A 21,913-nucleotide genomic window follows, 5' to 3' on the forward strand; every position below is an offset into this window, starting at 1 on the left:
GCGCCATCACGTGATGAATGCGGATCGCCCCTTTTGCACCCAGGCCGCCCCGCGGACGCCGAGGGTTCTGCCCCGACCCGAAGCCGGTTCCCGGCTGGAAGCGGGCAGTACGCCGAGTCGAGCAGCACCGCATCCTCGAAGGAGGTACTTCACGACCGCCGAGATGGTGGCGCCCGCGTGGATGCACACGCAGATCAGCGCGGAGCAGTACGACTCCTGGTCCGAGGAGCAGTGCGCCGGCGTCGAGATCGTGGACGGGACGGTCGTCGCGAGCCCGAGCGCCTCCTAGCGGCACAACCGGCCGGCTCGGCTCCTGGCCAATGCCCTGGACGCCGCCGCGGGGCCGGACTGGAACGCCGACACGGACTTCGACGTCCGCCTGCAGGACGTGCCGCTCACCAACCGCCGACCGGACGTCACCGTCCACCGGGCGGAGACCATCGATCTCACGCCCCACTCGCCGTAGGGGTACAGGGGCGTGCGCGCCGGTCGGTCACGCCGGGTACACCGTGTCCAGGAGGTCGCGGACGAAGCGGTCGAGGTCGTCCAGCCCGGCATGAGTCAGCGTGCGACCGCCTCCGGTGAGGAGGTGGGGGATGGCGGCGTGCAGGGCGAGGGTGACGGCGGCGGCCCGCTGAGGGGTGACGGGCAGTCCGGCCGCACGCTGGGCCTGCTCGAAGCCGGCGAAGTCGGCGGCCGCGATCGGATCGAGGATGGCGGCGAGCCGGCTCCTGCGGGTCGCCTCGGCCTGCAGTTCCAGGTAGGCGAGCATGCGGGGGCGGCCGGGGCCTGCGACGTTCCTGAGCAGTCCGCCAAGCATGGCCGCCAGGCCCTCGCGGTCCACGGGCCCGACGCCGACGGCCACCAGCTCGGCGGCGGTCCGGTGGTACTGCTCCGCGCACCGCTCGGCCGCGCCACACAGCAGGGCATCCCTGGTCGGAAAGTAGTTCTTCGTGGTACCCAGGGGCACTTCGGCCGCGGCGTCGACTGCCCGATGCGTCAGGCCTCGCCCGCCGACTGCGGCCAGTACCTGGATCGCGGCGTCGCCCAGCAGATCCCGGCGGTTCTCGCTCAGTGTCGGTTCTCCTCATTCCTCGACCGTTGCCCAGGGTACCTCATCTGTGGTACCACAGATGAGGTACCACAGGTGAGGTAGTCCGGATCGGTGGACGCGGGGACAGGGGGCGCGTGATGACGGGAACGGCTGTTGTGGTGGGGGCCGGAGTCGGCGGGCTGGCGACGGCGATCGGGCTGCGCCGGGCAGGCTGGCAGGTGTCGGTCTTGGAGCGTCGCGCCGAACTGGAGCGGTACGGAGCCGCGTTCGCTCTCCACCCGGCCGCGCAGCACGCCCTGGACCGTCTCGGTGTCGGCTCGGCGGTACGCCTCCGCGCTGTGCCGTACCGCCGCGCGGAGGTGCGCACGCCCCGCGGGCGAGTCTTGGCCCGGCTGCCGCTGGAGCGCGTCGAACGCAAGACGGGCCGCCCCGAACTATTGATCTACAGGCCCCACCTGATCGACGCGCTGGCGGCCGAACTGAACGCCTTGGGAGGCGTCACCATCGCGTTCGGGGAGAACGTCACCGACGTGTCCGCACTCTCGGCCGAGCACGACCTGCTCGTCGGCGCCGACGGCCTGCGCAGCGCCGTACGGGCAGCCTGCTTCGCAGCGGACAGCGGCCCGCGGAAGGTGGGTGCGGTCGCCTGGATCGGGATCGCGGACTTCGAGAGCGACATCCACGGCGAGACCTGGGGCAAGGGCCGCTTCTTCGGCCTGACCCCGGTCGAGCCCGGTCGCACCAACTGGTACGCCGCCGTGCCCCAGGGCACCACCGCCGCCGAACTCCCCGACCTCTTCAAGGACTGGCACGCCCCCATCCCCCGCATCCTCACCGAGACCGACCGCGCCTCCTGGCTGTGTTACGAGATGCGGCACCTGTTCCCCGCCCTGCCGACCTTCGTGCAGGACGGACGCGGCGGACGCGGCGGGAAGGTCGCCCTGACCGGAGACGCGGCTCACGCCATGACACCCAACCTGGGCCAGGGTGCCGGAACAGCCATCCTGGACGCGGAGGCCCTGGCCCGCGCCGTCGCCCGGCACGGCCGTACCGGCCTCCAGGCCGCCCTGCGCGCATACGACCACGAACGGCGGCGCAGCGCCCAGCGCGTCGCCTTCGCCTCCCGCAGCCTGCACCGCTTCGCATCCACCGAACGCACCTGGCTCCGCGACACGACGGCCCGTCTCCTGCCAGGCTGAACCGCCCGACACACGAAGCGGCCACCACGACAACCGAGCGTTCTGAGCGTGGCCAGTGAGCCTTTCCCAACCTCACAGTGATGGGCGCCGAGGGGCGGGGACGCCTTCACGACATCAGTGATTCGGTTGGCGCTGTGGCGAGTCCCCCAGGAGACGCCAGCCCCTGAGGGTCGTGATCTGCTCGCCGAGGCAGCGGACCTCGCCGTCGGCACCAACGATCTCGACACGCCGCCGCGGTGCCTTCGGGTGCGGCTACCGGTTCTTGCTTCGGCGCACGCATGCCCAGCACTAGAAGCTCGTTCTAATTCCTGCGTGGATCCAGACAGTACTCGTCGAGTCAGGGGAAGCATGGCACTGTTCGAGAACGTATGCGGTGAGTGCGGATACAGGACGGGCTGGCGGAGGCAGTCCGAAGCGGAGGGGCTCGTGATCGAGCACTACCGCACGAGGCACCCTGGTGTCGAGCCTGCCGGCGGTCAGCGGATCAAGCAGGACACGCTGTCGCGTCGAACGGCGGGGGAGGGAGGAATGGGGTGTGGCGCGTGGTTCGGGATCTTGATCGTCGCGTTCTTCCTTCTGGCCATGTGCAGCCGGGGGTAAGCCGACACCCCCTCCAAGCGGCCGCGGGGCCGACGTCGAGGAAGGCCACCCGCCCGCCGGTCGCGGCAGGCACCTCAAGGCGTGGCCGGCACCTCGGCGAGGGGGCATCCGGGACTGGAGCACCGGGGGCCGCGATCCTTCGGGAGTTTACGCCGAAGGCACTGCTATCGACCGATGTCGGGGGCGGCAGCACGGTTCATCAAGCACCTTACTCACAAAGCGCGTTGATGCGACGCGCTCTCAGATGGAGTTACGACTCGAGGGAGGCCGGAATGGGACAGCTGATCGCGGTGGACCGCGGTGACGGCATGGGCTGCTACTTCGCCGCTGACACCATGACCCGCGAGTTGGTGGGTGAGGTCATCCCCAGCGACTACTCCCCCGGCAACTACAGGGCTGGAGTGCTCATCCCTGGCCGTGGCTTGATGTTCGTGAAAGCGTTCCGCGGATCGGAGTCCCTAGTCGACCTGACGCAGGTGGGCACCGAGGACTTCACGACCATCCAGGAAGCCCTGGCCGCGATCTCCAGGAACCGGCTTCACTGAGCGAGCCCGCCCTCGCCTACGGTGGCCATCCGGGGCAAGACGGCCGCGAGGTGAAGAGAAGCTTCCGTTCCTCTTCCAAGCTGGCGGTGCCGACGGCGAGTTCGACGGCCCTGCCTACCGACAAGGCTCCTGACGGACGGGCTCTCTGCCGAAACCGCCTGTGCCCGCCAGGAGCTTCGCGTGCCGGTCCACCCGTCGCCCCTTGATCTGTCCAGCCGCACCTTGCGGTTTCTGGCCGGACAACTGACAGCCAGCCGGTGGGAGACCGGGACGAAGTGGCGATGCCTTCCGCCTCGCGGCAGGCCCTGCTCGCGCCGCGGAGTCCTGCTCGACGGCACGCTCGTCCGGGCGCTGAAAGGCCAGCCCCACCGATTGAGGTACTTACCCACTCCCGACTCGGCCAGCCGTACCCGATACAGCTTCGCGATCAGCTCACCCTCCAGCCGACGCGTCCACAGCTACCCGCCCAGCCCCACGCCACAGGGCCGGCGCGAGGACCGCCTATCGCACCGCGGCCTGCTCGGCCTCCCCGAACACTTGGCGCACCTCGACCGGCTTGCCCCACGACTGCATGACCAGCGTCTCCCGGCCGCCGGCCCGCCACTTCGCCCACCACCCGGCGACCGCCTTCAGAGAAACCCCGAGCGCCGCCACGTCCTCACGGTCCCGCCCCGCCACCAACACGTCCGCCGCCCGCAGCCGCAGGGCCTCCCGAGATGCCGTGGCGGCCGTACTTCGCGGTGCAGTCGTGGCGCTCCTCGCGCGCCGGGGAAACCGCCACCAGCTCGGCGATCAGCAGCACGTCCTCGAAGCCGTAGCGCTCGCCCTGCCACTGCGCACGCTCTCGCGCGCAGTGGCCGGCCGGTCCACCGCGCACGGCTCTGTCGTGTGGATCGCCGCCTACGGCCCCGCCCCTACTCCTCAGCCACGACAGCGGGTGCGGGTGCACCGCCCTCAAAGCGCTGAGGCGGCCTACCTCTCGGGCCCCACTCGGGCGACGCGGCCAATTCGACCCCTTGCTCAGGCGTCGATACTCGTGTCCAGCTCCTCGCGATACGTGCTCACGCGGCTACCCCTGGCAACAGCCCAGGTCAGGACTACCTGGTTGTGCAAGTTCACTAGCACCAGTGGCACGCGGAGTATCCGACCGACAGCAGAACGGGTACATCGCGCCGTTTCGCCTCCTCGAACGCCTCGGGTCCCCACGGCCACCAGTCGACCGGATTGTCAGCGTGCTGAAGCAGATAAGGCGAGGTCGTACCAGCCAACCGGTTCATACGGCCCAACCTCTCACAGCGCCCGGCGCGACCGGCGAAACCCTCACGGGCCCGCCTCGCTCGGCTGAACTGCGCTGGTGAGCCGTCACGTTGCGCCCGACTCCGCCCCTCTCCGAGTCGGGTGGTTCGACAACTCGGGACAGTAGGCTGGGCGCAGCAGAACCGGACCTGCCGAGGCTCCTCGAAGGAGGGACACGAGGACCGCCGAGATGGTGGCGCCCGCGTGGATGCACACGCAGATCAGCGCGGAGCAGTACGACTCCTGGTCCGAGGAGCAGTGCGCCGGCGTCGAGATCGTGGACGGGACGGTCGTCGCGAGCCCGAGCGCCTCCTAGCGGCACAACCGGCCGGCTCGGCTCCTGGCCAATGCCCTGGACGCCGCCGCGGGGCCGGACTGGAACGCCGACACGGACTTCGACGTCCGCCTGCAGGACGTGCCGCTCACCAACCGCCGTCCGGACGTCACCGTCCACCGGGCGGAGACCATCGATCTCACGCCCACCCGCCCCGAGCACGTACTCCTGGTCGTCGAGGTCGTGTCGCCCGGTTCGGAGACCACCGACCGGATCGTGAAGGTGGACCAGTACGCCAAGGCAGGCATCCCCTTCCACTGGCGGGTCGAGCAGGCAGTCACCGGCGCCCCGATCGTCTACACCTACGTCCTCGACCCCGCCACCGAGGCTTACAGGGACGGCGAGATGTTCACCGGCACGGTGAAGGCCACCGTGCCCTTCTCCCTCACGGTCGATCTCGGGGCCGTGTGAGGAACAGGGAGGCCGCCCCGCTCAGGGTCATGGACGACACAGAGCACCGGGAGGCCGGCGTTGCGCCCATTGTCCCCGTGGTCTCCGACCCGGACACGGTACCCGCGCGGGGTGCGTGCCGAGACCCCACCTTTGACCTGCACAGCCAGAGAGTCCGCTGTTCGCCGTCCGTCCTGGACGAAGGTGACGTGCAGGTCCTCTCCGTGATCGTTCGCTCCGTCGATCTCCTGCACGATGTGGCCGTTCCGTTCCAGCAACGAACGCACCTCGTCACGGCCATGCGTTCGACACGCCGGCTCTCGGGAACCCTGGGCATCTCGCCCCCTCTTGATCTGTTCGGTCAAGGCTAGGGCAGCGCACCGACAGGCAAGCCGACTACGGGAAGGCCTCATGGGCCAGTCGGTTCGGCGTGTGCCCATCCTGCCGCAGCCGTCTCCTCCTTTCTCCGCTCTCTCGCGCCGACGCGCGCTGCGCAGGACACTGGGCCCGGACGACTCGGGGCCGGGTTCGCCGGCGCGCGCGGAGGGGGACGCACATGCGGGAGAGTCATCGGGCCGTGGCCGAGAGGCTGTTGGAGCGGCTCGTCGCGGAGGAGGTACGGGGCTCCGGCGGGCGGGGCACCCTGCCGTCCGCCGAGGTGCTGCTCGTGCGGGGCCGGGCGGCGCTGGAGTCGATGGGGGCGGAGGCGGCGGCGGAGTACGCGGCCTTCCTGGCGGCCGTGGAGGCCTCGGAGGTGCCGACGGGGACGCCGGGTGTCGGGCCGCGGCGGTGGGCGGATCGTTTCACCGGGCCGGCGGTGGGCGCTCCGGCGCTGGTCGCCGGGGTCGCGGCGGCCGCGGCCGTCGGCGCGGACCTGGCGCTCGGCACGGCGGCGGGGACGGCGTTCGGCGCGGGCGCGGTGGTGGCCGTGGCCGGCGCGGCGGCGACCGTGCTGAAGGCGACGGGCGGGCCCCGGCCGGCCGTCGGCGGTGAAGTGCCCGCGGCTGTGGACGAGTTGCGGGCGGAGTGGTTGACGGCCCTGGAGAAGCGGGGCGTGCGGCCGTTCCTGGAGCGGCAGCGGGCGGCCGTCGCGCCGGACGTCGCGGTGCCGGTGCCGCGGCAGGTGCGGGGCGACCGGTTGCGGGGGGCCGACCGGAGTGCGGCGGCCCGGCGGCGGGCCGTGCTGGAGCGTTCGTTCGGCCATCTGCCGGACCCGGGCGGGGTGTTCGCCGGGCGGCGGGAGGAGCTGGCCCGGATCACGCGGTGGGTGCAGGCGGGGCGGGCCTCGGCGGTGACCCGGCCCACGGTGGTGCTGCTGCACGGTGAGCCGGGGGCAGGGCGGACGGCGCTCGCGGTGCGGGCGGCGCACGCGCTGCGGGACCAGTTCCGGGGGGCGTGCGTGGTGGACCTGCGGGGCGCCGCGACCGGCGAGCGGCCGGTGTCGACCCGTGAGGCGCTGCTGCACCTGCTGAACCGGCTGGGCGCGCCGCGCGACCGGCTGCTGTTCCGGGAGGGCTCGACGGCGGACCAACAGGTGGCCCGGCTCGCCGAGTTGTACCAGCGGCAGCTGACCGGGGTGCCGGTGGCGGTGATCCTGGACGACGCCGTGGACGCGGCCCAGGTGCGGGCGCTGCTGCCGGAGCGCTCCGACAGCCTGGTCCTGGTGACCTGCCGGGAGCCGTTGGACCTGGGCCCCGACGTGCCGGCCGAGGTGCACGCGCTGCCGGTGGCGGCGCTGGACGCGTCCGGGGCGGAGGAGCTGCTGCGGGCGGCGGCGGGGGCGCCCGACCCGGGCCCGTACGACGCAGCCGCCGCCGAGCGGATCCGGGAGCTGTGCGGCGGGCTTCCGCTGGCGCTGCGGGTGACGGGCTCCCAGCTCGGGCGGCGCGCGATGGACGAGCTCGCGGAGCTGCTCGCGCGGCCGGGGTGGGAGGCCGGTCCCGTCGGGCGCGCCCTGTCCGCCCGCTACCACGCAGGTCTCGGCGACGACGCCCGGCGGCTGCTGCGGCGGCTCGCGCTGGCCGGGCGGGCGTCCCTGGGGGCGGCCGCGGCGGGGGCGCTGCTCGGCTCGGACGGGCCGGAGGGGGCGCGGCTGCTGCGGGAGCTGGCCGACGCGGGGCTGCTCGACCACGTGCGGGGCGAGCGGTACCGGCTGCACGACGCGGTGCGCGCCTTCGCGGCGGTCCGGCTCCTGGACGAGGAGGACGCGGCGGAGGTCGCGGCCGCTCAGGAGCGGCTGGTCCGCAACTACGCGGAGCTGGCGGACGCGGTGATCCGGATGGTCGACGGCAAGATGTCGACGCGCGCCGACCGCTTCGACGGGCACGGTTTCGGGTCCCTGGAGGCGGCGTTGAGCTGGCTCGACGAGGAGACCAGTTTCATCACGGCGGCGCTGCGGCACGCGGAGGGCGTCGACCAGCAGACCGTCCTCGGGCTGCTGGGCGCGCTGTGCGACTACTGCCTGCTGCGCGGCGACCTCTACCGGCTCGGCGAGATCAACGAGCTGGCCGAGTCCGTCGGTCAGGGCCAGCTGTCCCGCTCCGTGCAGTGGCGGACCGGCATCGCGGCCCGGCAGCTCGGCGAGCTCGACAAGGCGCGGACGACGCTCACGTCCGTCGTCTCGCTCTACCAGGAGGCCCGGCAGGACCCGGGGGCGGCGCTCGCGCTCTGCTCGCTCGGCATCACCCTGCACCACCAGGGGCGGCTCGCGGAGGCTGCGGCGCGGCTGCGGGAGGCGCTGGTCCTCCAGGAGCCGGCGGCGCTCGCCGCCGACCGGGGGTGGACGCTGCACGCGCTCGGCGCCGTGGAACGGGACCGGGGGAACCTGGCGGAGGCGGCGGTCCTGCTCGACCGGTCGCTGGCCCTGCACCGGGAGCACGAGTCCCCGCACGGCGAGGCCTGGGCGCATTTCCAGCGGGGCCAGGTGCTGCTGCTGCGGGGCGACGTGGCGGGTGCCGAGGGCGAGCTGCGGGGTGCCCTCGACGGCTACGGGCGCATCCACGACGGGCGCGGCGAGGCGTGGGCGCTGACCCAGCTCGCCCGGACGCGGCTGGCGGCCGGGGACGCGGAGCCGGCGGTCGAGGAGCTGCGCGGGGCGCTCGCCCGGCACCGCGAGCAGGAGGACGCGCGGGGCGAGGCGTGGACGCTCTACCACCTGGGGCACGCCCTGGAGGAGCGCGGCGACCGCGACGAGGCGGTGCGGGAGCTGGGCCGGGCCCGGACGATGTTCTCCCGGATGCGGGACGTGTACGGCCTGGCCAGTGCCCGGCACCACTCGGGCCGGGTCACCCGGGACCAGCTCGCGGCCCGCACGGGCGGGCTGCGCAACTCGGGGTTCGCCCGGCAGCTCCTGGTGGACGCGCGGGCGGACTTCCACCGGATCGGGGTGGCCCACGGGGAGGCCTGGACGTGCCTGGAGCTCGCGATCATCGACGCGGGCAACGCGCGCGTGCCGCAGGCGCTGGGCCTGTGCGACGAGGCGCGCGCCCTGTTCGGCACGTACGGCGACCTGCGGGGCGCCGACTGGGCCCGCTTCCTGCGCTGCACGCTGCTGCCCCACGCGGCTCCGGGCGCCCCGGAGCCGGGGACGGCGTCGGCGCGCGAGGAGCTGGCCGCGCTGGTCGCGGACCGGCATCCGGCCCGTGATCCGCGGCTCGACGACTGCGCCGAGGCGTACGCCGTCGTGCTCGGCCGGGGCGTCCCCGCGTCGGCGCCGTGGCAGGCCTGGGACCTGGGCATGGTGCCGAACCGGCACGCCCGCGAGGTGCTGGGGGTGCCGGGGGCGTAGGGCCGGCCTTGTCGGGCCGTGCCCGGTCGGGCGGGGGCGTGCGCCGGGTGCCGGGGGGCGTAGGGCTGCCTTGCAGGGCCGCGCCCGGCCCGGTCGGGGGGCTCGCCCCGGGTGCCGGGGGGCGTAGGGCTGCCTTGTCGGGCCGCTCCCGGCCCGGTCGGGCGGGGCGTGTGCCCCGGGTGTCCGCGCGGAACCGCCCCGGCCCGTACCGGTGGGGTACGGGCCGGGGGCGGTGCGGTCACTTGGCGGCGGTGCCCGTCGGCGTGGCCGGGGTGGTGCCGTCGGCGTCCGGGTCGGGAGCCTCCTCGAAGGAGACCTTGCCCATGTGCCGGTTCATCGACTTCATCAGCATCCAGACCGCGAGGGCCAGGACCGCGAAGACGACGAAGCCGAGGACGCCGGGGGTCACCTTGTTCTTGTCCAGCTCTTCGGCGGCGAAGGGGACAAGCTGGGTCAGTGCCAGGTGTGCGCTCATGTCAGGCATTGTCGCGGATGCCCGCGAAGAGATCTTCCTCGGGGAGGGAGGTCGGGACCAGCGCCTTGCTGAGCTCGTACTCCTCCGTCGGCCAGACCTCCTTCTGGATCTCCAGCGGGACCCGGAACCAGCCGCCGTCGGGGTCGATCTGGGTGCGGTGGGCGAGCAGGGCCTTGTCGCGGGTCTCGAAGAAGTCGGCGCAGGGCACGAAGGTGGTCAGCGTGCGGGGCTTGCGCTCGAACTCCTTCATGCGGTCGATCCACTCCGCGTAGGGGGACTCCAGGCCGCGTCCGATGAGCGCCTCGTGGAGGGCGGTGGTGCGGGGGAGGTTGAAGCCCTGGTTGTAGTAGAGCTTCAGGGGCTGCCAGACCGGGCCGAACTCGTCCTCGGGGTACTTCTCCGCGTCGGCCGCGCCGTCGAAGGCCACCATCGTGATCTTGTGGGTCATGATGTGGTCGGGGTGCGGGTAGCCGCCGTTCTCGTCGTAGGTCGTGACGACCTGCGGACGGAAGGAGCGGATCTTGCGGACCAGCTCGCCGGCGGCGGTGTCCACGTCCTCCAGGGCGAAGCAGCCCTCCGGCAGCGGGGGCAGCGGGTCGCCCTCGGGCAGGCCCGAGTCGACGAAGCCGAGCCACTCCTGGGAGACGCCGAGGATCGCGCGGGCCTCGTCCATCTCCTTGCGGCGGACCTCGTGGATGTTCTCCTCGATGTAGGGGTCGCCCTGAAGCCGGGGGTTCAGGACCGAGCCGCGCTCGCCGCCCGTGCACGTCACCACGATGACGTCCACCCCCTCGGACACGTACTTGGCCATCGTCGCCGCACCCTTGCTCGACTCGTCGTCGGGGTGGGCGTGAACGGCCATCAGTCGCAGCTGCTCAGTCAAGACTCGATCCTCAGTGATTCGACGCGGAGCCAGGTTCTCTATAGTGACGGAATCGGGGGAGCGAAAATTCCGCCACCCCCGGCTTCGAGAGGATCGATCATGAGCGCGGTGCGAGAGCAGCTGCCCGAGGGGCGCTACGGGCGCTCCGCGGACGAGCGGGCCGACCGCAAGCTCAGGATCGTCGGCGCCGTGCTCGGTGTCCTCTTCCTCGCGCTGATGGGCTGGTTCGGCTGGCACTACGTCGTCGACAACAAGATCAGCGGCGAGATGATCAAGTTCGACGTGGTGAGCGACACCGAGGTCCAGGTCCACCTGGAGGTCCGCAAGGACGAGGGCGTCGAGGGCGTCTGCACCCTGCGCTCCCGCTCCGAGGACGGGGCCGAGGTGGCCCGCAAGGACGTCCGGATCGACGATCCCGCCACCCGCGTCGACACCGTCGTCTCGCTCCGCACCACCGCCCGCGCGACCAGCGCCGAGCTGATCGGGTGTACGGCGCCGTAGCGGTGGGTAGGGAGCGGGTGACGAGTCCCGGCGGGTCACCATCGTGACCTGGGGTGACGCCATCCTGATGTTTTATGTCCTCCCGCTTTTCGCCACTCATTGTTAGGCTCGTGCTTTCGCCCACCCGGGACGCCATGCATTCCGTGTAGGGCGATGCTTTGTATTCCCAGTACCTACGAGGAGCACCTGTGACCCAGACCAGCGACAACGTCACCTGGCTCACCCAGGAGGCGTACAACAAGCTCAAGGACGAGCTTGAGTACCTGTCTGGTCCCGCGCGTACCGAGATCGCGACCAAGATCGCCGCGGCGCGCGAAGAGGGCGACCTGCGCGAGAACGGCGGGTACCACGCGGCCAAGGAGGAGCAGGGCAAGCAGGAGCTCCGGGTCCGCCAGCTCACCCAGCTGCTCCAGCACGCCAAGGTCGGCGAGGCGCCGGCGGACGACGGTGTCGTCGAGCCCGGCATGGTCGTGACGATCGCCTTCGACGGCGACGAGGACGACACGATGACCTTCCTGCTCGCCTCCCGCGAGTACGCGAGCGGCGACATCGAGACCTACTCGCCGCAGTCGCCGCTCGGCGTCGGCGTCAACGGCAGGAAGGCCGGCGACGACGCGGAGTACGAGCTGCCGAACGGCAAGAAGGCCACGGTGAAGATCCTCAGCGCCAAGCCGTACAGCGGCTGATCCGCACTCCTTCCACGAAGGGCCGGCCCCACCGGGGCCGGCCCTTCGTGCTGCATGCACATGCAATGATGCCGCCTGACGTCGCGTCACACACGTCACACGTCACACGTCTGCAGGGGGGATGGACGAGGTGCTGGGACCGCTGCGCGAGGGCGCGCCACGACAGATCGGACCGTACGAGGTACTCGCCCGGCTCGGCGCCGGCGGCATGGGCGAGGTGTTCCTCGGGCGGGCCGCCGAACCGGCGGGGACGGGGGGCGGGACCGGGCCGGACGCCGGATCGGACGCCGGGTCGAAGTCCGCGTCGGGGGCCGGGTCGGGGGCCGGGGGCGAGTCGGAAGCCGGGGCCGGGTCGGGGGCCGGGGGCTCCGGTGCCGGTCGGCCCGTGACCGGCGTCTTCGTCGCCGTGAAGACCGTCCGGCGCGACGTGGCCGGGGACCCTGCGTTCCGGGACCGCTTCCGGCGCGAGATCAGGATCGCCGGGCTCGTCGACAGCCCGTACGCGGCCGCGCCCGTCGGCGGCGACGCCGACGCGGAGGTGCCCTGGCTGGCCACCGCGTACGTGCCCGGGCCCAGCCTCGCCCAGGCCGTGCGGCGCGGCGGCGGGCTGCCCGTCGCCGCCGTGCGGGCGCTCGGCGCGGACGTCGCGCGGGCCCTGGCCGACCTGCACCGGGCCGGGGTCCTGCACCGGGACCTGAAGCCGGGCAACGTCATGCTCTCCGTCGACGGCCCCCGCCTCATCGACTTCGGCATCGCCCGCAGCAGCACCGCCACCACCATGACCTCCACCGGGCTGATGGTCGGCACGCCGTCCTTCATGTCCCCGGAGCACGTGGCCGGGGCCCGGCGCGTGACCGCCGCGTCCGACGTCTTCTGCCTCGGCTCGCTCCTCTGCTACGCGGCGACCGGCGAGGACCCGTTCGGCGACGGGCCGCTGGCCGCCGTCCTCCACCGCGTCTCGGAGGCCGAGGCCGACCTGGGCCGGGTGCCGGACGAGCTGCGCGGGACCGTCGCCGCCTGCCTGGCCCGCGACCCGGAGGCCCGGCCGACGCCGGAGCGGCTCGCGGAGCTGCTCGCGCCCGGCGTCCCGGCGAAGGTCTTCCCGTGGCCGGAGGGCGTACGCGAGCACATCGGCGAGTACGGGCGGGAGCTCGCCCAGCTGGTGGCCTCGGGCGGGCCGCTCCTGGAGGCGGCGCCCGCGGCCGGGCCCGTCGTCACCCCGGCCTTCCCCGGCCTGCACTCCGTACCGACCCAGGCGCCCGTCGCCCCGCCCGCCGCACCCCCGCGCCGCCGGCGGCGGGGGCGGGTCGTCGCCGCCGTGCTCGCCCTCGCCGTCGTGGCCGGCGGCGTCGGCACGTACCTGCTGTGGCCGGAGCCGGGGAAGAAGCCGCAGGCCCCCGCCAAGGCCGCCCCGCCCGCCGCACCCCGCGTCCCGGGCGTCGACGACCGGGGCCTCGCCGACGCCTCCGGGGTCGTCCCGCAGAACGCCGCCCAGCGGCCGGCCGGCTGGAAGTCCTGGCACACGAAGCTGACCGCTCCTGCGTTCGGCTGCTCGGCCGGCGAGAAGGTGCTGGTCTGCCGGACGACGGACGGGCGGTACGAGGCGCTGGACCCGGCGAGCGGGAAGAAGCTGTGGGACGTCGGGCGGCCCGTGGACACGCCGGGCGAGACGTACGTCAGCCCGCACGGGTACCCCCTCGCGGCCGGCAGCGCCACCCGCCCCACCGTCCACGGGGAAAGCGTCGTCCTGGTCGCCGGGCGCACCCTCCAGGTGCGCGACGCGCGCACGGGGGCGGTGCGCTGGCAGAAGCCGGCCCAGGGCCCGCAGGGGTTCTGGGCCACCCGGCCCGTGGTCGCGGACGGGATCGTCTTCGCGGCGACGGAGGTGGCGGAGGACGTCGACTGGGTACGGGCCGCGCTGACGGCGTTCTCCCTGGCCGACGGGCGACGGCTCTGGTCGAAGGAGCTCACCAACGGCCAGATCTCCTACGCCGAGCGCAAGGCGTACGAACCCGTGGCCTACGCCCGGGGCGTCGTCTACGCCCTCAGCCAGGGCGGGCTCGTGGCCTACGACGGCAGGAAGGGCACGCAGCTCGGCCAGGCGGACCCGGACACGAAGGCGTGCGAGACCGTGCAGGTGCTCGGCGCTTCGGCCTACTGCGCCGGTGACGGGTTCGGCGCCGACACGGACACCGCGCTGCACCTGCTCGACGCCCGCACCCTCGCGTCGAAGGCGACGCTGCCCGGCCCGCTCGGCAAGGCCGCGCCCACGGCGATCGGCCCGCACACCGTCGTCGCCTGGGACAAGGGCCTGCGGATCCTCGACCCGCGCACCGGCGAGACGCTCGCCTCCTTCCCCCTGAAGGCGGCCCCCGCGGGACTGGCCCAGACGTGGTCGTCGCCGCTGCTCGCGGGCGATCAGGTCGTGTACGCCGACTACTCGTCCCTCTACACCGTGCGGCTCGGCGCGGACGGCAAGCCGGGCGGGATCGAGGTCACGCCGGTCCCGGGGGCACCCGGTGCGCGGGCCGAGGAGGAGGACTACGACCCGAACTACGGCGAGTTCGTCGCCAAGCAGATCCGGGAGCCGGAGGTGCTGCCCGTCGGCGGCATCGCGTACGTCGTCTTCGACAAGGGCGTCGTCGCCGCCGTCGAACTCCCCCGCGAGAAGGAGTAGTCCGGTGCTGGAAGCGATGCCCGCCGGGCAGCCCCCGCGTCTCGTCGGCCCCTACCGGCTGCTCGCCCGCATCGGCGCGGGCGGCATGGGCGAGGTGCACCTCGCGTGCCGGGCGGACGCGCCGACGGCCGACCCGCACCGGATGGTCGCGGTGAAGACCGTGCGGGAGGAGCTGGAGGTCGACGCGGACTTCCGGACCCGGTTCCGGCGGGAGATCGCCGCGGCGCGGACGGTGGACGGGCCCGGGGTGGCGCGGCTCGTGGACGCGGACGCCGACGCGCCGTCGCCGTGGCTGGCGACGGAGTACGTGCCCGGGCCGTCGCTCGCGGAGGCCGTCGTACGGTCCGGGGCGCTGCCCCCGGCCTCCGTGCGGGCCCTCGGGGCCGCGCTCGCCGGGGCGCTGGCCGAGGTGCACGGGGTGGAGGTGCTGCACCGGGACCTCAAACCGGCGAACGTGCTGCTCGGCGCGGCGGGGCCGAAGCTCATCGACTTCGGCATCGCGCAGGCCTTCGAGGCGACGGCGCTGACGTCGACCGGTCTGGTGGTGGGCTCGCCCGGGTTCATGTCGCCGGAGCACCTGGTGGGGAGCCGGGCGGTGGTGCCGGCCTCCGACGTGTTCTGCCTGGGCGCGGTGCTCGCGTTCGCGGCGAGCGGCAGAGGGCCGTTCCACGACGACGAGATGGCCGCGGTGATCTACCGGATCAGCCGGGCCGAGGCCGAACTTGCGGGCGTGCCCGACGAGTTGCGTCCGGTGGTGGAGCGCTGCCTGCGGCTCGACCCGGCCGGGCGGCCGTCGGCGGCGGAGCTGGTCGCGCTCCTCGGCGGCGGGGAGGCGCCCGAGGTCTTCCCCTGGCCCGGCGGGGTGCTGTCGCTGCTCGCCGAGTACGGGGAGGCGGCCCGGAGCGTCGGGGAGGCGGCGGCCTCCGGCGCGGGCGTGGCGGACCTGCCGACGCTCGGCCCGGTGGTCCCGTACTCCCCCACGGCCATGACCGACCGGCCGGTGGTACCGGCCGCTCCGGTCCGGCGCCGCCCCTGGGGCGCGGTCGTGGCGGGCGCGGTGGCGGTGGCCGTGGTGGCGACGGTGGGCGTGGTGCTCCTGAACCGGGGCGGCGGGGAGGGCGGCACGACCACCGGCGGGGCCGCCGGGTCGCCGCCCGGCAGCAGCACGAGCGCCGGACCCGGCGCCTCGGCCCCCGCCGCGCTCAGCGGGCTCGTCCTGCCGTACGGCTCCGCCGGCCGCACCAACGACTTCGGCGGGGCCGGCACGGACCGCGCCTCCCGCCCGGCCGGCTGGGCGCCCTGGACCGCCGAGGTGGATCCGGGGGTCGGCGCCTGCGCCCTCTCGCCGAAGGTGCTGGTGTGCCCCGGCAACGCCGGGTCGGTGACCGGTCTCGGCGCGGCGGACGGCAAGGAGGTGTGGAAGGTGCCCGCCCAGGCCGGGAGCGACCTCAGCGGGCCCAAGTACCCGGCGGTCGTCGACGACGCCGTGTACGTGACGGACATGAACGGGGTCGCCGTCTACGGGCTCGCCGACGGCAGGGCGAGGGGCCGGATCCCGGGCCCGGAGGGCGACTGGGGCATCAAGCACACCGATCTCGTCGACGGCGTCCTGTACTCGACGTACTTCGGCATCCGGAAGGAGGGCACCGGGCTCGTCACCGCCGTGCGGCTCAAGGACCGCGCGCGGCTGTGGAGCGCGCCGCTCGACGGGGTGCCGGAGGAACTCGTCGTGGGCGCGGGGAAGGTGCTCGTCGCGTTCGGCTCGGACGAGTCGGTGGCGTTCGACGCCGGCACGGGACGGAACCCGATCCGGGTGCGGGCGGACTGCAACACCTTCGCCGTGCACGGGAAGAGCGGCAGTGTCCTGTGCGCGGGCGGCGCGGACGGGTCGGTCGCGGTCCTCGACGCCCGCACGCTGAAGCCGCTGCGCACCCTGGGCGGCGGCGGGGGCAGGGCCACGGCCGGGCCGGCCGTGCGCGCGGACGGCCTCGTCGCGCTGGTCGACGGCACCGGGGACCTGGTCACGTACGACCTGGGGACCGGGCGGGAGCGGTGGCGGGCGGAGGCGGGGACCTCGATGGACCGGGTGTACTTCGCCGGGAACCGGGTCGTGGCCGTGTCGGAGGAGCGGGTGGTGACCTATCCGGTGTCCGGTCCCGCCACCGACGACGACATCGGCGAGTACCGCCCCAACCCCCCGGACGGCGCCCCCACTCCGCAGTCGGGCGGGGACGCGCTGGCCGCCGGAGGCGCGGTCTTCCTCGCCCTGCCCGACGGCCTCGTCCTCTCCGCCTACCTCCCCTGACCCTCTCGGGCCGGGGGGAGGCCGGGGCTCACACCGTCGCCGAGCGGTACTTCCGCACCGACAGGCTGCGGAAGACCACGACGATCAGGACCGACCAGATGATCGACGCCCAGACCGCGTGCTGCATCGGCCAGGCGTCGGACTGGACGACGCCCGGGTTGCCGAAGAGTTCGCGGCAGGCCTGGACGGTGGCGCTGAAGGGGTTCCATTCGGCGATCGGGCGGATCCAGGAGGCCATCATGCTGGGGTCGACGAAGGCGTTGGACACGAAGGTGACCGGGAAGAGCCAGATCAGGCCGCCGGAGGTGGCGGCCTCGGGGGTGCGGACCGAGAGCCCGATGAGGGCGCCGATCCACGAGAAGGCGTAGCCGAGTAGGAGGAGCAGGGCGAAGGCGCCGAGGGCCTTGGGGATGCCGTTGTGGATGCGCCAGCCGACCAGGAGGCCGACGATCGCGAGGACCACGACGGTCAGCGCGGTCTGGACGAGGTCGGCGAGGGTGCGGCCGGTGAGGACGGCGCCGCGGGCCATCGGCAGGGAGCGGAAGCGGTCGACGAGGCCCTTGTGCATGTCGTCGGCGATCCCGGCGCCCGCTCCGGCGGTGGCGAAGGTGACGGTCTGGGCGAAGATGCCTGCCATCAGGAACTCGCGGTAGACCGCGGGGTCCGTGTTGCCGCCGACGCTCATCGAGCCGCCGAAGACGTAGCTGAAGAGGACCACGAACATCACGGGCTGGATGAGCCCGAAGATGACCATCTCCGGGATCCGGGTCATCCGGATCAGGTTGCGCTTGGTGACGACCAGCGAGTCGTTGATCGACTGGGCGATGCCTCCGCGCGGCTTCGGGGCCGCGGCGGTGTCGGTCAGGGAGGTCACGAGGCCTTCTCCTTCCGGTCCTTCCGGCTCCTGCCGGCGGGGTCCGCCGCGCCGCCCTCCTCCTCTTCGCCGCGCTCGGCCGCGTGGCCGGTGAGGGCGAGGAAGACGTCGTCGAGGGTGGGGCGGCGCAGGCCGATGTCGTCGATCTCGACGCCGACGGCGTCCAGGTCGCGGATGACCTCGGCGAGCAGCTTCGCGCCGCCGGCGACGGGGACGGTGAGCTTGCGGATGTGGTCCTCCACGGACACCTCGCCGTGGCCGGGTCCCGCGATGCCGTAGCGGGCGAGGACCTCCCGGGCGCCGCCGATCATCTCGGGCTGCTGGACGACGACCTCGACGCGCTCGCCGCCCGTCTGGGCCTTGAGCTGGTCGGCGGTGCCGCGCGCGATGACCTTGCCGTGGTCGACGACGCAGATGTCGTGGGCGAGGTGGTCGGCCTCCTCCAGGTACTGGGTGGTGAGGAGCAGGGTCGTACCGCCCGCGACGAGCTCCTTGATGACGTCCCAGAGGGCCTGCCGGTTGCGGGGGTCGAGGCCGGTGGTCGGCTCGTCCATGAACATGACCGGCGGGGAGACGACCAGGGCCGCGGCGAGGTCGAGGCGGCGGCGCATGCCGCCGGAGTACGTCCTGGCGGGGCGGTCGGCGGCGTCGGCGAGGTGGAACCGGTCCAGGAGTTCACCGGCCCGCTCCTTCGCCGCCTTCGCCCTCATCTGGTAGAGCTGACCGACCATCTGGAGGTTCTCGCGGCCGGTGAGGTACTCGTCGACGGCCGCGAACTGGCCGGACAGGCCGATCGAGCGGCGGACCTCGTTGGGGTGCTTGAGGACGTCGATCCCGGCGACGAGGGCCCGGCCGCTGTCGGGCCGGAGCAGCGTCGTCAGGACGCGCACGGCCGTGGTCTTTCCCGCGCCGTTCGGGCCGAGCAGGCCCAGGACGGTGCCTTCGGGCACGTCGAGGTCGACGCCGTCCAGTGCTCGTACGTCGCCGAAGGTCTTCACCAGACCCTCGGCGTAGATCGCGCCTGGCATAGGAATTCTCCCGGGGAGATTCGGGCGTTTCCGTCCGATCCTAGGCGGGCGGGGCACCCCACGCCCAGTGAATTCGTGACCGGCGCCACACGATCACCGGGGGGGTGCGGGGAGCGGTACGGGTCAGCCGAGGACCGTGTACCCGGCGTCCCTGAGCGCCTCCTCGACCTCCCGGCAGTGCTCCGGGCCCTTGGTCTCCAGGTGCAGGTCGACCTCCGCCTCGGTCAGCCCGAGGCGCGGATCGGTGCGCACGTGGCTGACGTCCAGGACGTTCGCGTCGACCGCGCTCAGGACGGCGAGCAGGGTCGCGAGCGCGCCCGGCCGGTCCGTCACGCGCAGCCGCAGGCTGAGGTAGCGGCCGGCGGCGGCCATGCCGTGCCGCAGGATGCGCTGGAGGAGCAGCGGGTCGACGTTGCCGCCGGACAGGACCGCGACCACCGGCCCCTGGAAGGCCTTCGGGTCGCTGAGCAGGGCCGCCACCGGGCTGGCGCCGGCCGGTTCGACGACCAGCTTCGCCCGCTCCAGGCAGAGCAGGAGGGCGGAGGAGAGGGCGTCCTCGGACACCGTGCGGACCTCGTCCACGTACTCCTGGACCAGCGAGAACGGCACGTCGCCCGGCCGCCCCACCTTGATCCCGTCCGCCATCGTCACCGGCGACTCGATCACCACCGGATGTCCGGCGGCCAGCGAGGGCGGGTAGGCGGCCGCGCCCTCCGCCTGGACGCCGATCACCTTCACGTCCGGGCGCAGCGACTTCACGGCGAGCCCGATGCCGGCCGCGAGACCGCCGCCGCCGATGCCCACCAGGATCGTCCTGACCTCGGGGCACTGCTCCAGGATCTCCAGGCCGACGGTGCCCTGGCCCGCGATGACGTCGGGGTGGTCGAAGGGGTGGATGAAGACCGCGCCGGTCTCCCGGGCGTACTGCTCCGCCGCCGCGAGCGTCTCGTCGACGACGTGGCCGTGCAGCCGGACGTCGGCGCCGTACTCCCGGGTCGCCGCGACCTTCGGCAGCGGGGCGCCGACCGGCATGAACACCGTCGCGTGCACGCCGAGCAGCTTCGACGCGAGCGCGACGCCCTGCGCGTGGTTGCCCGCCGAGGCGGCGACGACCCCGGCCGCCCGCTCCTCCGGGCGCAGGCCGGCGATCCGCACGTACGCCCCGCGCAGCTTGAAGGAACCCGTCCGCTGGAGGTTCTCGCACTTGAACTGGACCGGCGCCCCGACCAGGGACGTCAGATGGCGGCTGCCCTCCATGGCGGTCACCCGGGACACCCCGGACAGCATCTTCTGCGCACCGCGCACGTCGTCCAGCATCAGATGGTGCAAGGGGTATCGCGCACGGAAGCTCATGACATCAAGTCTCGCAGCTCACGGCCCTGGTGGCCGCCCGGGCGACAGGTGCGTCAGCGGGTTTGCGCAGCCCCGGTACGGACCCCGTCGGGGCCGCGTACTCTGTCCCCCACCGACCGACCACCCCCGCAGAGAGAGACCCACAGCCATGCCCACATCTCAGGACATGACGACTGAGTTCGACCCCGGTCTCCTCGACGCCCTCCAGCACCAGGTGGCCGTCTTCGCCCGCCGGGCCGAGCAGACCCGCCTCGGCGGTACGGGACAGCTCCGCAACTCCATGGACCGGGCCGCCTACCTGCTGCTCAACAGGCTGGACCAGGAAGGCCCGATGGGCGTCAAGGCACTCGCGGCGGGCATGGGGATCGACTCGTCCACGGTCACCCGGCAGGTCGCGCCGCTCGTCGACACCGGCCTCGTCAAGCGCACCTCGCACCCGGAGGACGGGCGCGCGGTCGTGCTCCAGCTGTCGCCGCGCGGCCTCGCCCGCCTGGAGGAGGTCCGCTCCTCGCGCCGCCAGCTGATGGTCGAGGTGACCGAGGGCTGGACGCCGGACGAGCGGGAGTCCTTCTGCACGCTCCTCACGCGCTTCAACACCGCTTTGTCCGCACGGCAGTCGGGGCACACGGTCCACGGCCCGGCCGGCCAGACGGGGGCCGCGGGTCAGCCGGTCACGGCTCCGACGGCGGAGACCGCGGCCGGGTCGGGCGGCGAGGACGAGGCCGAGGCCGAGGGCGGGGCCGAGTAGGCGCCGGCCGGGCCGAGGGCGCCGGCCGGGCCGAGTAGGCGTTGGCCGGGCCGAGTAGGCGTTGGCCAGGGCGGGGCGGGGGGACGACGTCCTCCTGAGGCCGCGGCCGCGCCGGGCGGGACCCGGGGGTCGGACCGAGTGGGTGCCGACCCCTTGACCCCGTCCGCCCGCTGTCCTCATATGAGGACGTGGGACAGCAGCCGAGCGGGCGTGATCGCGAACGTGCCTACCGCACCCGGGAGTTCGACGCGTTCGTGGCCGGGGCGGCGGGCCGGCTGCTGCACACCGCGACCCTGCTCACCGCCGAGACCCGCGCCCGCAACCCGCACGCCCAGGGGCTGCTGACCGCCGCGCTCGCGCACACGTACGCGGTGTGGGGCCGGCTGCGCGACGAGGACCCGTACGACCTCACCCGCCGCGACCTCGCCGCCCGCTTCGCGCGCACCGCCTGGCGCCACCACGGCGGGCACGGCGGGGTGCTCTCCGCCCTCACCCCGCAGGAACGGCTCGTCGTCGTCCTCCGGCTGTACGAGGGCGTGGCCGAGGAGCAGGTCGCGGCCCTGCTCGGCCTCTCCGAGGCGCGCGTCCGGGCCGTCTGCACCCGCTCCGTCACCACGCTCCGGGACGCCGCGCGGCGCGATCCGGGGACGGCGGGCGCTCCGGGGGCCGTCGCTCGCCGCGAGGGCGGGGCCGGGTCCGCGGGGGCCGCCGCGTGAGCCGCCACGGGGACAGGGAGGCGGCCGTGCGGCGGCTGCTCGACACCCCGCACCCCCCGGTGCCCGGCGACCTGTCGCTGCGGGCCGCCGCGCGCGGCGTCCGGATGCGCCGCCGCGCCCGTACCGCGCGCAGGGTGCTGTGGGCGGTGTGCGCGGTCGCCGCGCTGGCCTTCGTGGTGTGGGCGTCGGCGGCCCGGCCCTGGGAGGCCCCGCCCGCGTCGACGACGCCGGCGGTCGAGGGCTGGTGAGGCGGCCGGCCGGTGGCGGCCGGTGGGGGACGGAAGCCTGGGGGCGGAAGCCAGGGGGCCGGTGGGGGTGCGGAAACCTGAGGGCGAAAGCCCGGGGCGCGGACGGTGGGGGCGCGGAAGCCTGGGCCCGGCAAGGGGCGCCGTCCCGTGTGCCCACCCGTCCCGCCCTGCGGGACGATTGCCCACACGGAGGAGGGGCGGGGGCGGCGGCCCG

General features: G+C 73.7%; 19 protein-coding genes and 3 pseudogenes. 12 read left to right on the forward strand and 10 right to left on the reverse strand.

Annotation, left to right across the window (positions count from 1 at the left end; translation table 11 throughout):
* Positions 1-163: 163 nt before the first annotated feature.
* Positions 164-463: pseudogene (locus tag ACIQFX_RS04455) on the forward strand (Uma2 family endonuclease); the annotation flags it as partial.
* 30 nt (positions 464-493) lie between these two features.
* Here ACIQFX_RS04455 and ACIQFX_RS04460 read toward each other — a convergent pair.
* Positions 494-1,075, reverse strand: a complete 582-nt coding sequence (locus ACIQFX_RS04460; protein ID WP_402459567.1) for a TetR/AcrR family transcriptional regulator — start codon at positions 1,073-1,075, stop codon at positions 494-496.
* 116 nt (positions 1,076-1,191) lie between these two features.
* Between ACIQFX_RS04460 and ACIQFX_RS04465 the strand changes: the two genes are divergently transcribed.
* Both ACIQFX_RS04465 and ACIQFX_RS04470 read left to right on the forward strand, forming a co-directional pair.
* Complete coding sequence (locus ACIQFX_RS04465; protein ID WP_402458861.1) at positions 1,192-2,253, forward strand: FAD-dependent oxidoreductase; 1,062 nt, start codon at positions 1,192-1,194, stop codon at positions 2,251-2,253.
* Between the two features lie 872 nt (positions 2,254-3,125).
* The gene (locus ACIQFX_RS04470; protein WP_402458863.1) at positions 3,126-3,398 is read left to right on the forward strand and encodes a hypothetical protein; all 273 of its coding nucleotides are present in this window, start codon (positions 3,126-3,128) and stop codon (positions 3,396-3,398) included.
* Positions 3,399-3,899: 501 nt separating this feature from the next.
* On the opposite strand, the gene ACIQFX_RS04475 is transcribed toward ACIQFX_RS04470, so the two are convergent.
* The 3 genes and pseudogenes from ACIQFX_RS04475 to ACIQFX_RS04485 all read right to left on the reverse strand — a co-directional run.
* Positions 3,900-4,052 carry a hypothetical protein gene (locus ACIQFX_RS04475; protein WP_402458865.1) on the reverse strand — a complete coding sequence of 51 codons (153 nt, stop codon included), beginning with the start codon at positions 4,050-4,052 and terminating at the stop codon, positions 3,900-3,902.
* 4 nt (positions 4,053-4,056) lie between these two features.
* Complete coding sequence (locus tag ACIQFX_RS04480; protein WP_402458866.1) at positions 4,057-4,275, reverse strand: hypothetical protein; 219 nt, start codon at positions 4,273-4,275, stop codon at positions 4,057-4,059.
* A 244-nt stretch (positions 4,276-4,519) separates the two neighbouring features.
* Positions 4,520-4,675, reverse strand: a pseudogene (locus ACIQFX_RS04485) (DUF255 domain-containing protein); the annotation flags it as partial.
* Between the two features lie 209 nt (positions 4,676-4,884).
* On the opposite strand from ACIQFX_RS04485, the pseudogene ACIQFX_RS04490 reads away from it, so the two are divergent.
* A pseudogene (locus tag ACIQFX_RS04490) lies at positions 4,885-5,439 on the forward strand (Uma2 family endonuclease).
* Here ACIQFX_RS04490 and ACIQFX_RS04495 read toward each other — a convergent pair.
* On the reverse strand, positions 5,358-5,858 hold the full coding sequence (locus ACIQFX_RS04495; RefSeq protein WP_402458867.1) for a DUF4365 domain-containing protein: 501 nt from the start codon (positions 5,856-5,858) through the stop codon (positions 5,358-5,360). The pseudogene ACIQFX_RS04490 and the gene ACIQFX_RS04495 sit on opposite strands and share 82 nt — an antisense overlap.
* Positions 5,859-5,974: 116 nt before the next feature.
* Here ACIQFX_RS04495 and ACIQFX_RS04500 point away from each other — a divergent pair, with 116 nt between their 5' ends.
* Positions 5,975-9,205, forward strand: a complete 3,231-nt coding sequence (locus ACIQFX_RS04500; protein ID WP_402458869.1) for a tetratricopeptide repeat protein — start codon at positions 5,975-5,977, stop codon at positions 9,203-9,205.
* A 238-nt stretch (positions 9,206-9,443) separates the two neighbouring features.
* On the opposite strand, the gene ACIQFX_RS04505 is transcribed toward ACIQFX_RS04500, so the two are convergent.
* Together ACIQFX_RS04505 and mca are read right to left on the reverse strand one after the other, a co-directional pair.
* The gene (locus ACIQFX_RS04505; protein WP_402458871.1) at positions 9,444-9,689 is read right to left on the reverse strand and encodes a hypothetical protein; all 246 of its coding nucleotides are present in this window, start codon (positions 9,687-9,689) and stop codon (positions 9,444-9,446) included.
* On the reverse strand, positions 9,682-10,563 hold the full coding sequence (mca, locus tag ACIQFX_RS04510; RefSeq protein ID WP_402458872.1) for a mycothiol conjugate amidase Mca: 882 nt from the start codon (positions 10,561-10,563) through the stop codon (positions 9,682-9,684). The genes ACIQFX_RS04505 and mca overlap by 8 nt, the downstream gene beginning before the upstream one ends.
* Positions 10,564-10,662: 99 nt before the next feature.
* Between mca and ACIQFX_RS04515 the strand changes: the two genes are divergently transcribed.
* The 4 genes from ACIQFX_RS04515 (at position 10,663) to ACIQFX_RS04530 (ending at position 16,732) form a co-directional block, all read left to right on the forward strand.
* Positions 10,663-11,064: a DUF4307 domain-containing protein gene (locus ACIQFX_RS04515; RefSeq protein ID WP_402458874.1), complete on the forward strand. Its 402-nt coding sequence runs from the start codon at positions 10,663-10,665 to the stop codon at positions 11,062-11,064.
* 188 nt (positions 11,065-11,252) lie between these two features.
* Positions 11,253-11,750: a transcription elongation factor GreA gene (greA, locus tag ACIQFX_RS04520; protein WP_402458876.1), complete on the forward strand. Its 498-nt coding sequence runs from the start codon at positions 11,253-11,255 to the stop codon at positions 11,748-11,750.
* A gap of 121 nt (positions 11,751-11,871) precedes the next feature.
* Complete coding sequence (locus ACIQFX_RS04525) at positions 11,872-14,427, forward strand: PQQ-binding-like beta-propeller repeat protein (RefSeq protein WP_402458878.1); 2,556 nt, start codon at positions 11,872-11,874, stop codon at positions 14,425-14,427.
* Between the two features lie 4 nt (positions 14,428-14,431).
* Complete coding sequence (locus ACIQFX_RS04530; RefSeq protein ID WP_402458880.1) at positions 14,432-16,732, forward strand: protein kinase; 2,301 nt, start codon at positions 14,432-14,434, stop codon at positions 16,730-16,732.
* Positions 16,733-16,760: 28 nt separating this feature from the next.
* On the opposite strand, the gene ACIQFX_RS04535 is transcribed toward ACIQFX_RS04530, so the two are convergent.
* The 3 genes from ACIQFX_RS04535 to ilvA form a co-directional block, all read right to left on the reverse strand.
* Complete coding sequence (locus ACIQFX_RS04535; RefSeq protein ID WP_402458882.1) at positions 16,761-17,606, reverse strand: ABC transporter permease; 846 nt, start codon at positions 17,604-17,606, stop codon at positions 16,761-16,763.
* Positions 17,603-18,634: an ATP-binding cassette domain-containing protein gene (locus tag ACIQFX_RS04540; RefSeq protein WP_402458884.1), complete on the reverse strand. Its 1,032-nt coding sequence runs from the start codon at positions 18,632-18,634 to the stop codon at positions 17,603-17,605. Before ACIQFX_RS04540 ends, ACIQFX_RS04535 begins: the two co-directional genes overlap by 4 nt.
* Before the next feature lie 123 nt (positions 18,635-18,757).
* On the reverse strand, positions 18,758-19,987 hold the full coding sequence (ilvA, locus tag ACIQFX_RS04545) for a threonine ammonia-lyase (protein ID WP_402458886.1): 1,230 nt from the start codon (positions 19,985-19,987) through the stop codon (positions 18,758-18,760).
* A 148-nt stretch (positions 19,988-20,135) separates the two neighbouring features.
* Here ilvA and ACIQFX_RS04550 point away from each other — a divergent pair, with 148 nt between their 5' ends.
* From ACIQFX_RS04550 to ACIQFX_RS04560, 3 genes are all read left to right on the forward strand, one after another.
* On the forward strand, positions 20,136-20,735 hold the full coding sequence (locus ACIQFX_RS04550; protein ID WP_402458888.1) for a MarR family winged helix-turn-helix transcriptional regulator: 600 nt from the start codon (positions 20,136-20,138) through the stop codon (positions 20,733-20,735).
* A 188-nt stretch (positions 20,736-20,923) separates the two neighbouring features.
* On the forward strand, positions 20,924-21,451 hold the full coding sequence (locus ACIQFX_RS04555; protein ID WP_402458890.1) for a sigma factor-like helix-turn-helix DNA-binding protein: 528 nt from the start codon (positions 20,924-20,926) through the stop codon (positions 21,449-21,451).
* Positions 21,448-21,699, forward strand: a complete 252-nt coding sequence (locus ACIQFX_RS04560) for a hypothetical protein (protein WP_402458892.1) — start codon at positions 21,448-21,450, stop codon at positions 21,697-21,699. The genes ACIQFX_RS04555 and ACIQFX_RS04560 overlap by 4 nt, the downstream gene beginning before the upstream one ends.
* Positions 21,700-21,913 lie beyond the last annotated feature (214 nt).

The sequence above is a fragment of the Streptomyces sp. NPDC093089 genome (genome assembly GCF_044754405.1).
Lineage (GTDB): Bacteria > Actinomycetota > Actinomycetes > Streptomycetales > Streptomycetaceae > Streptomyces.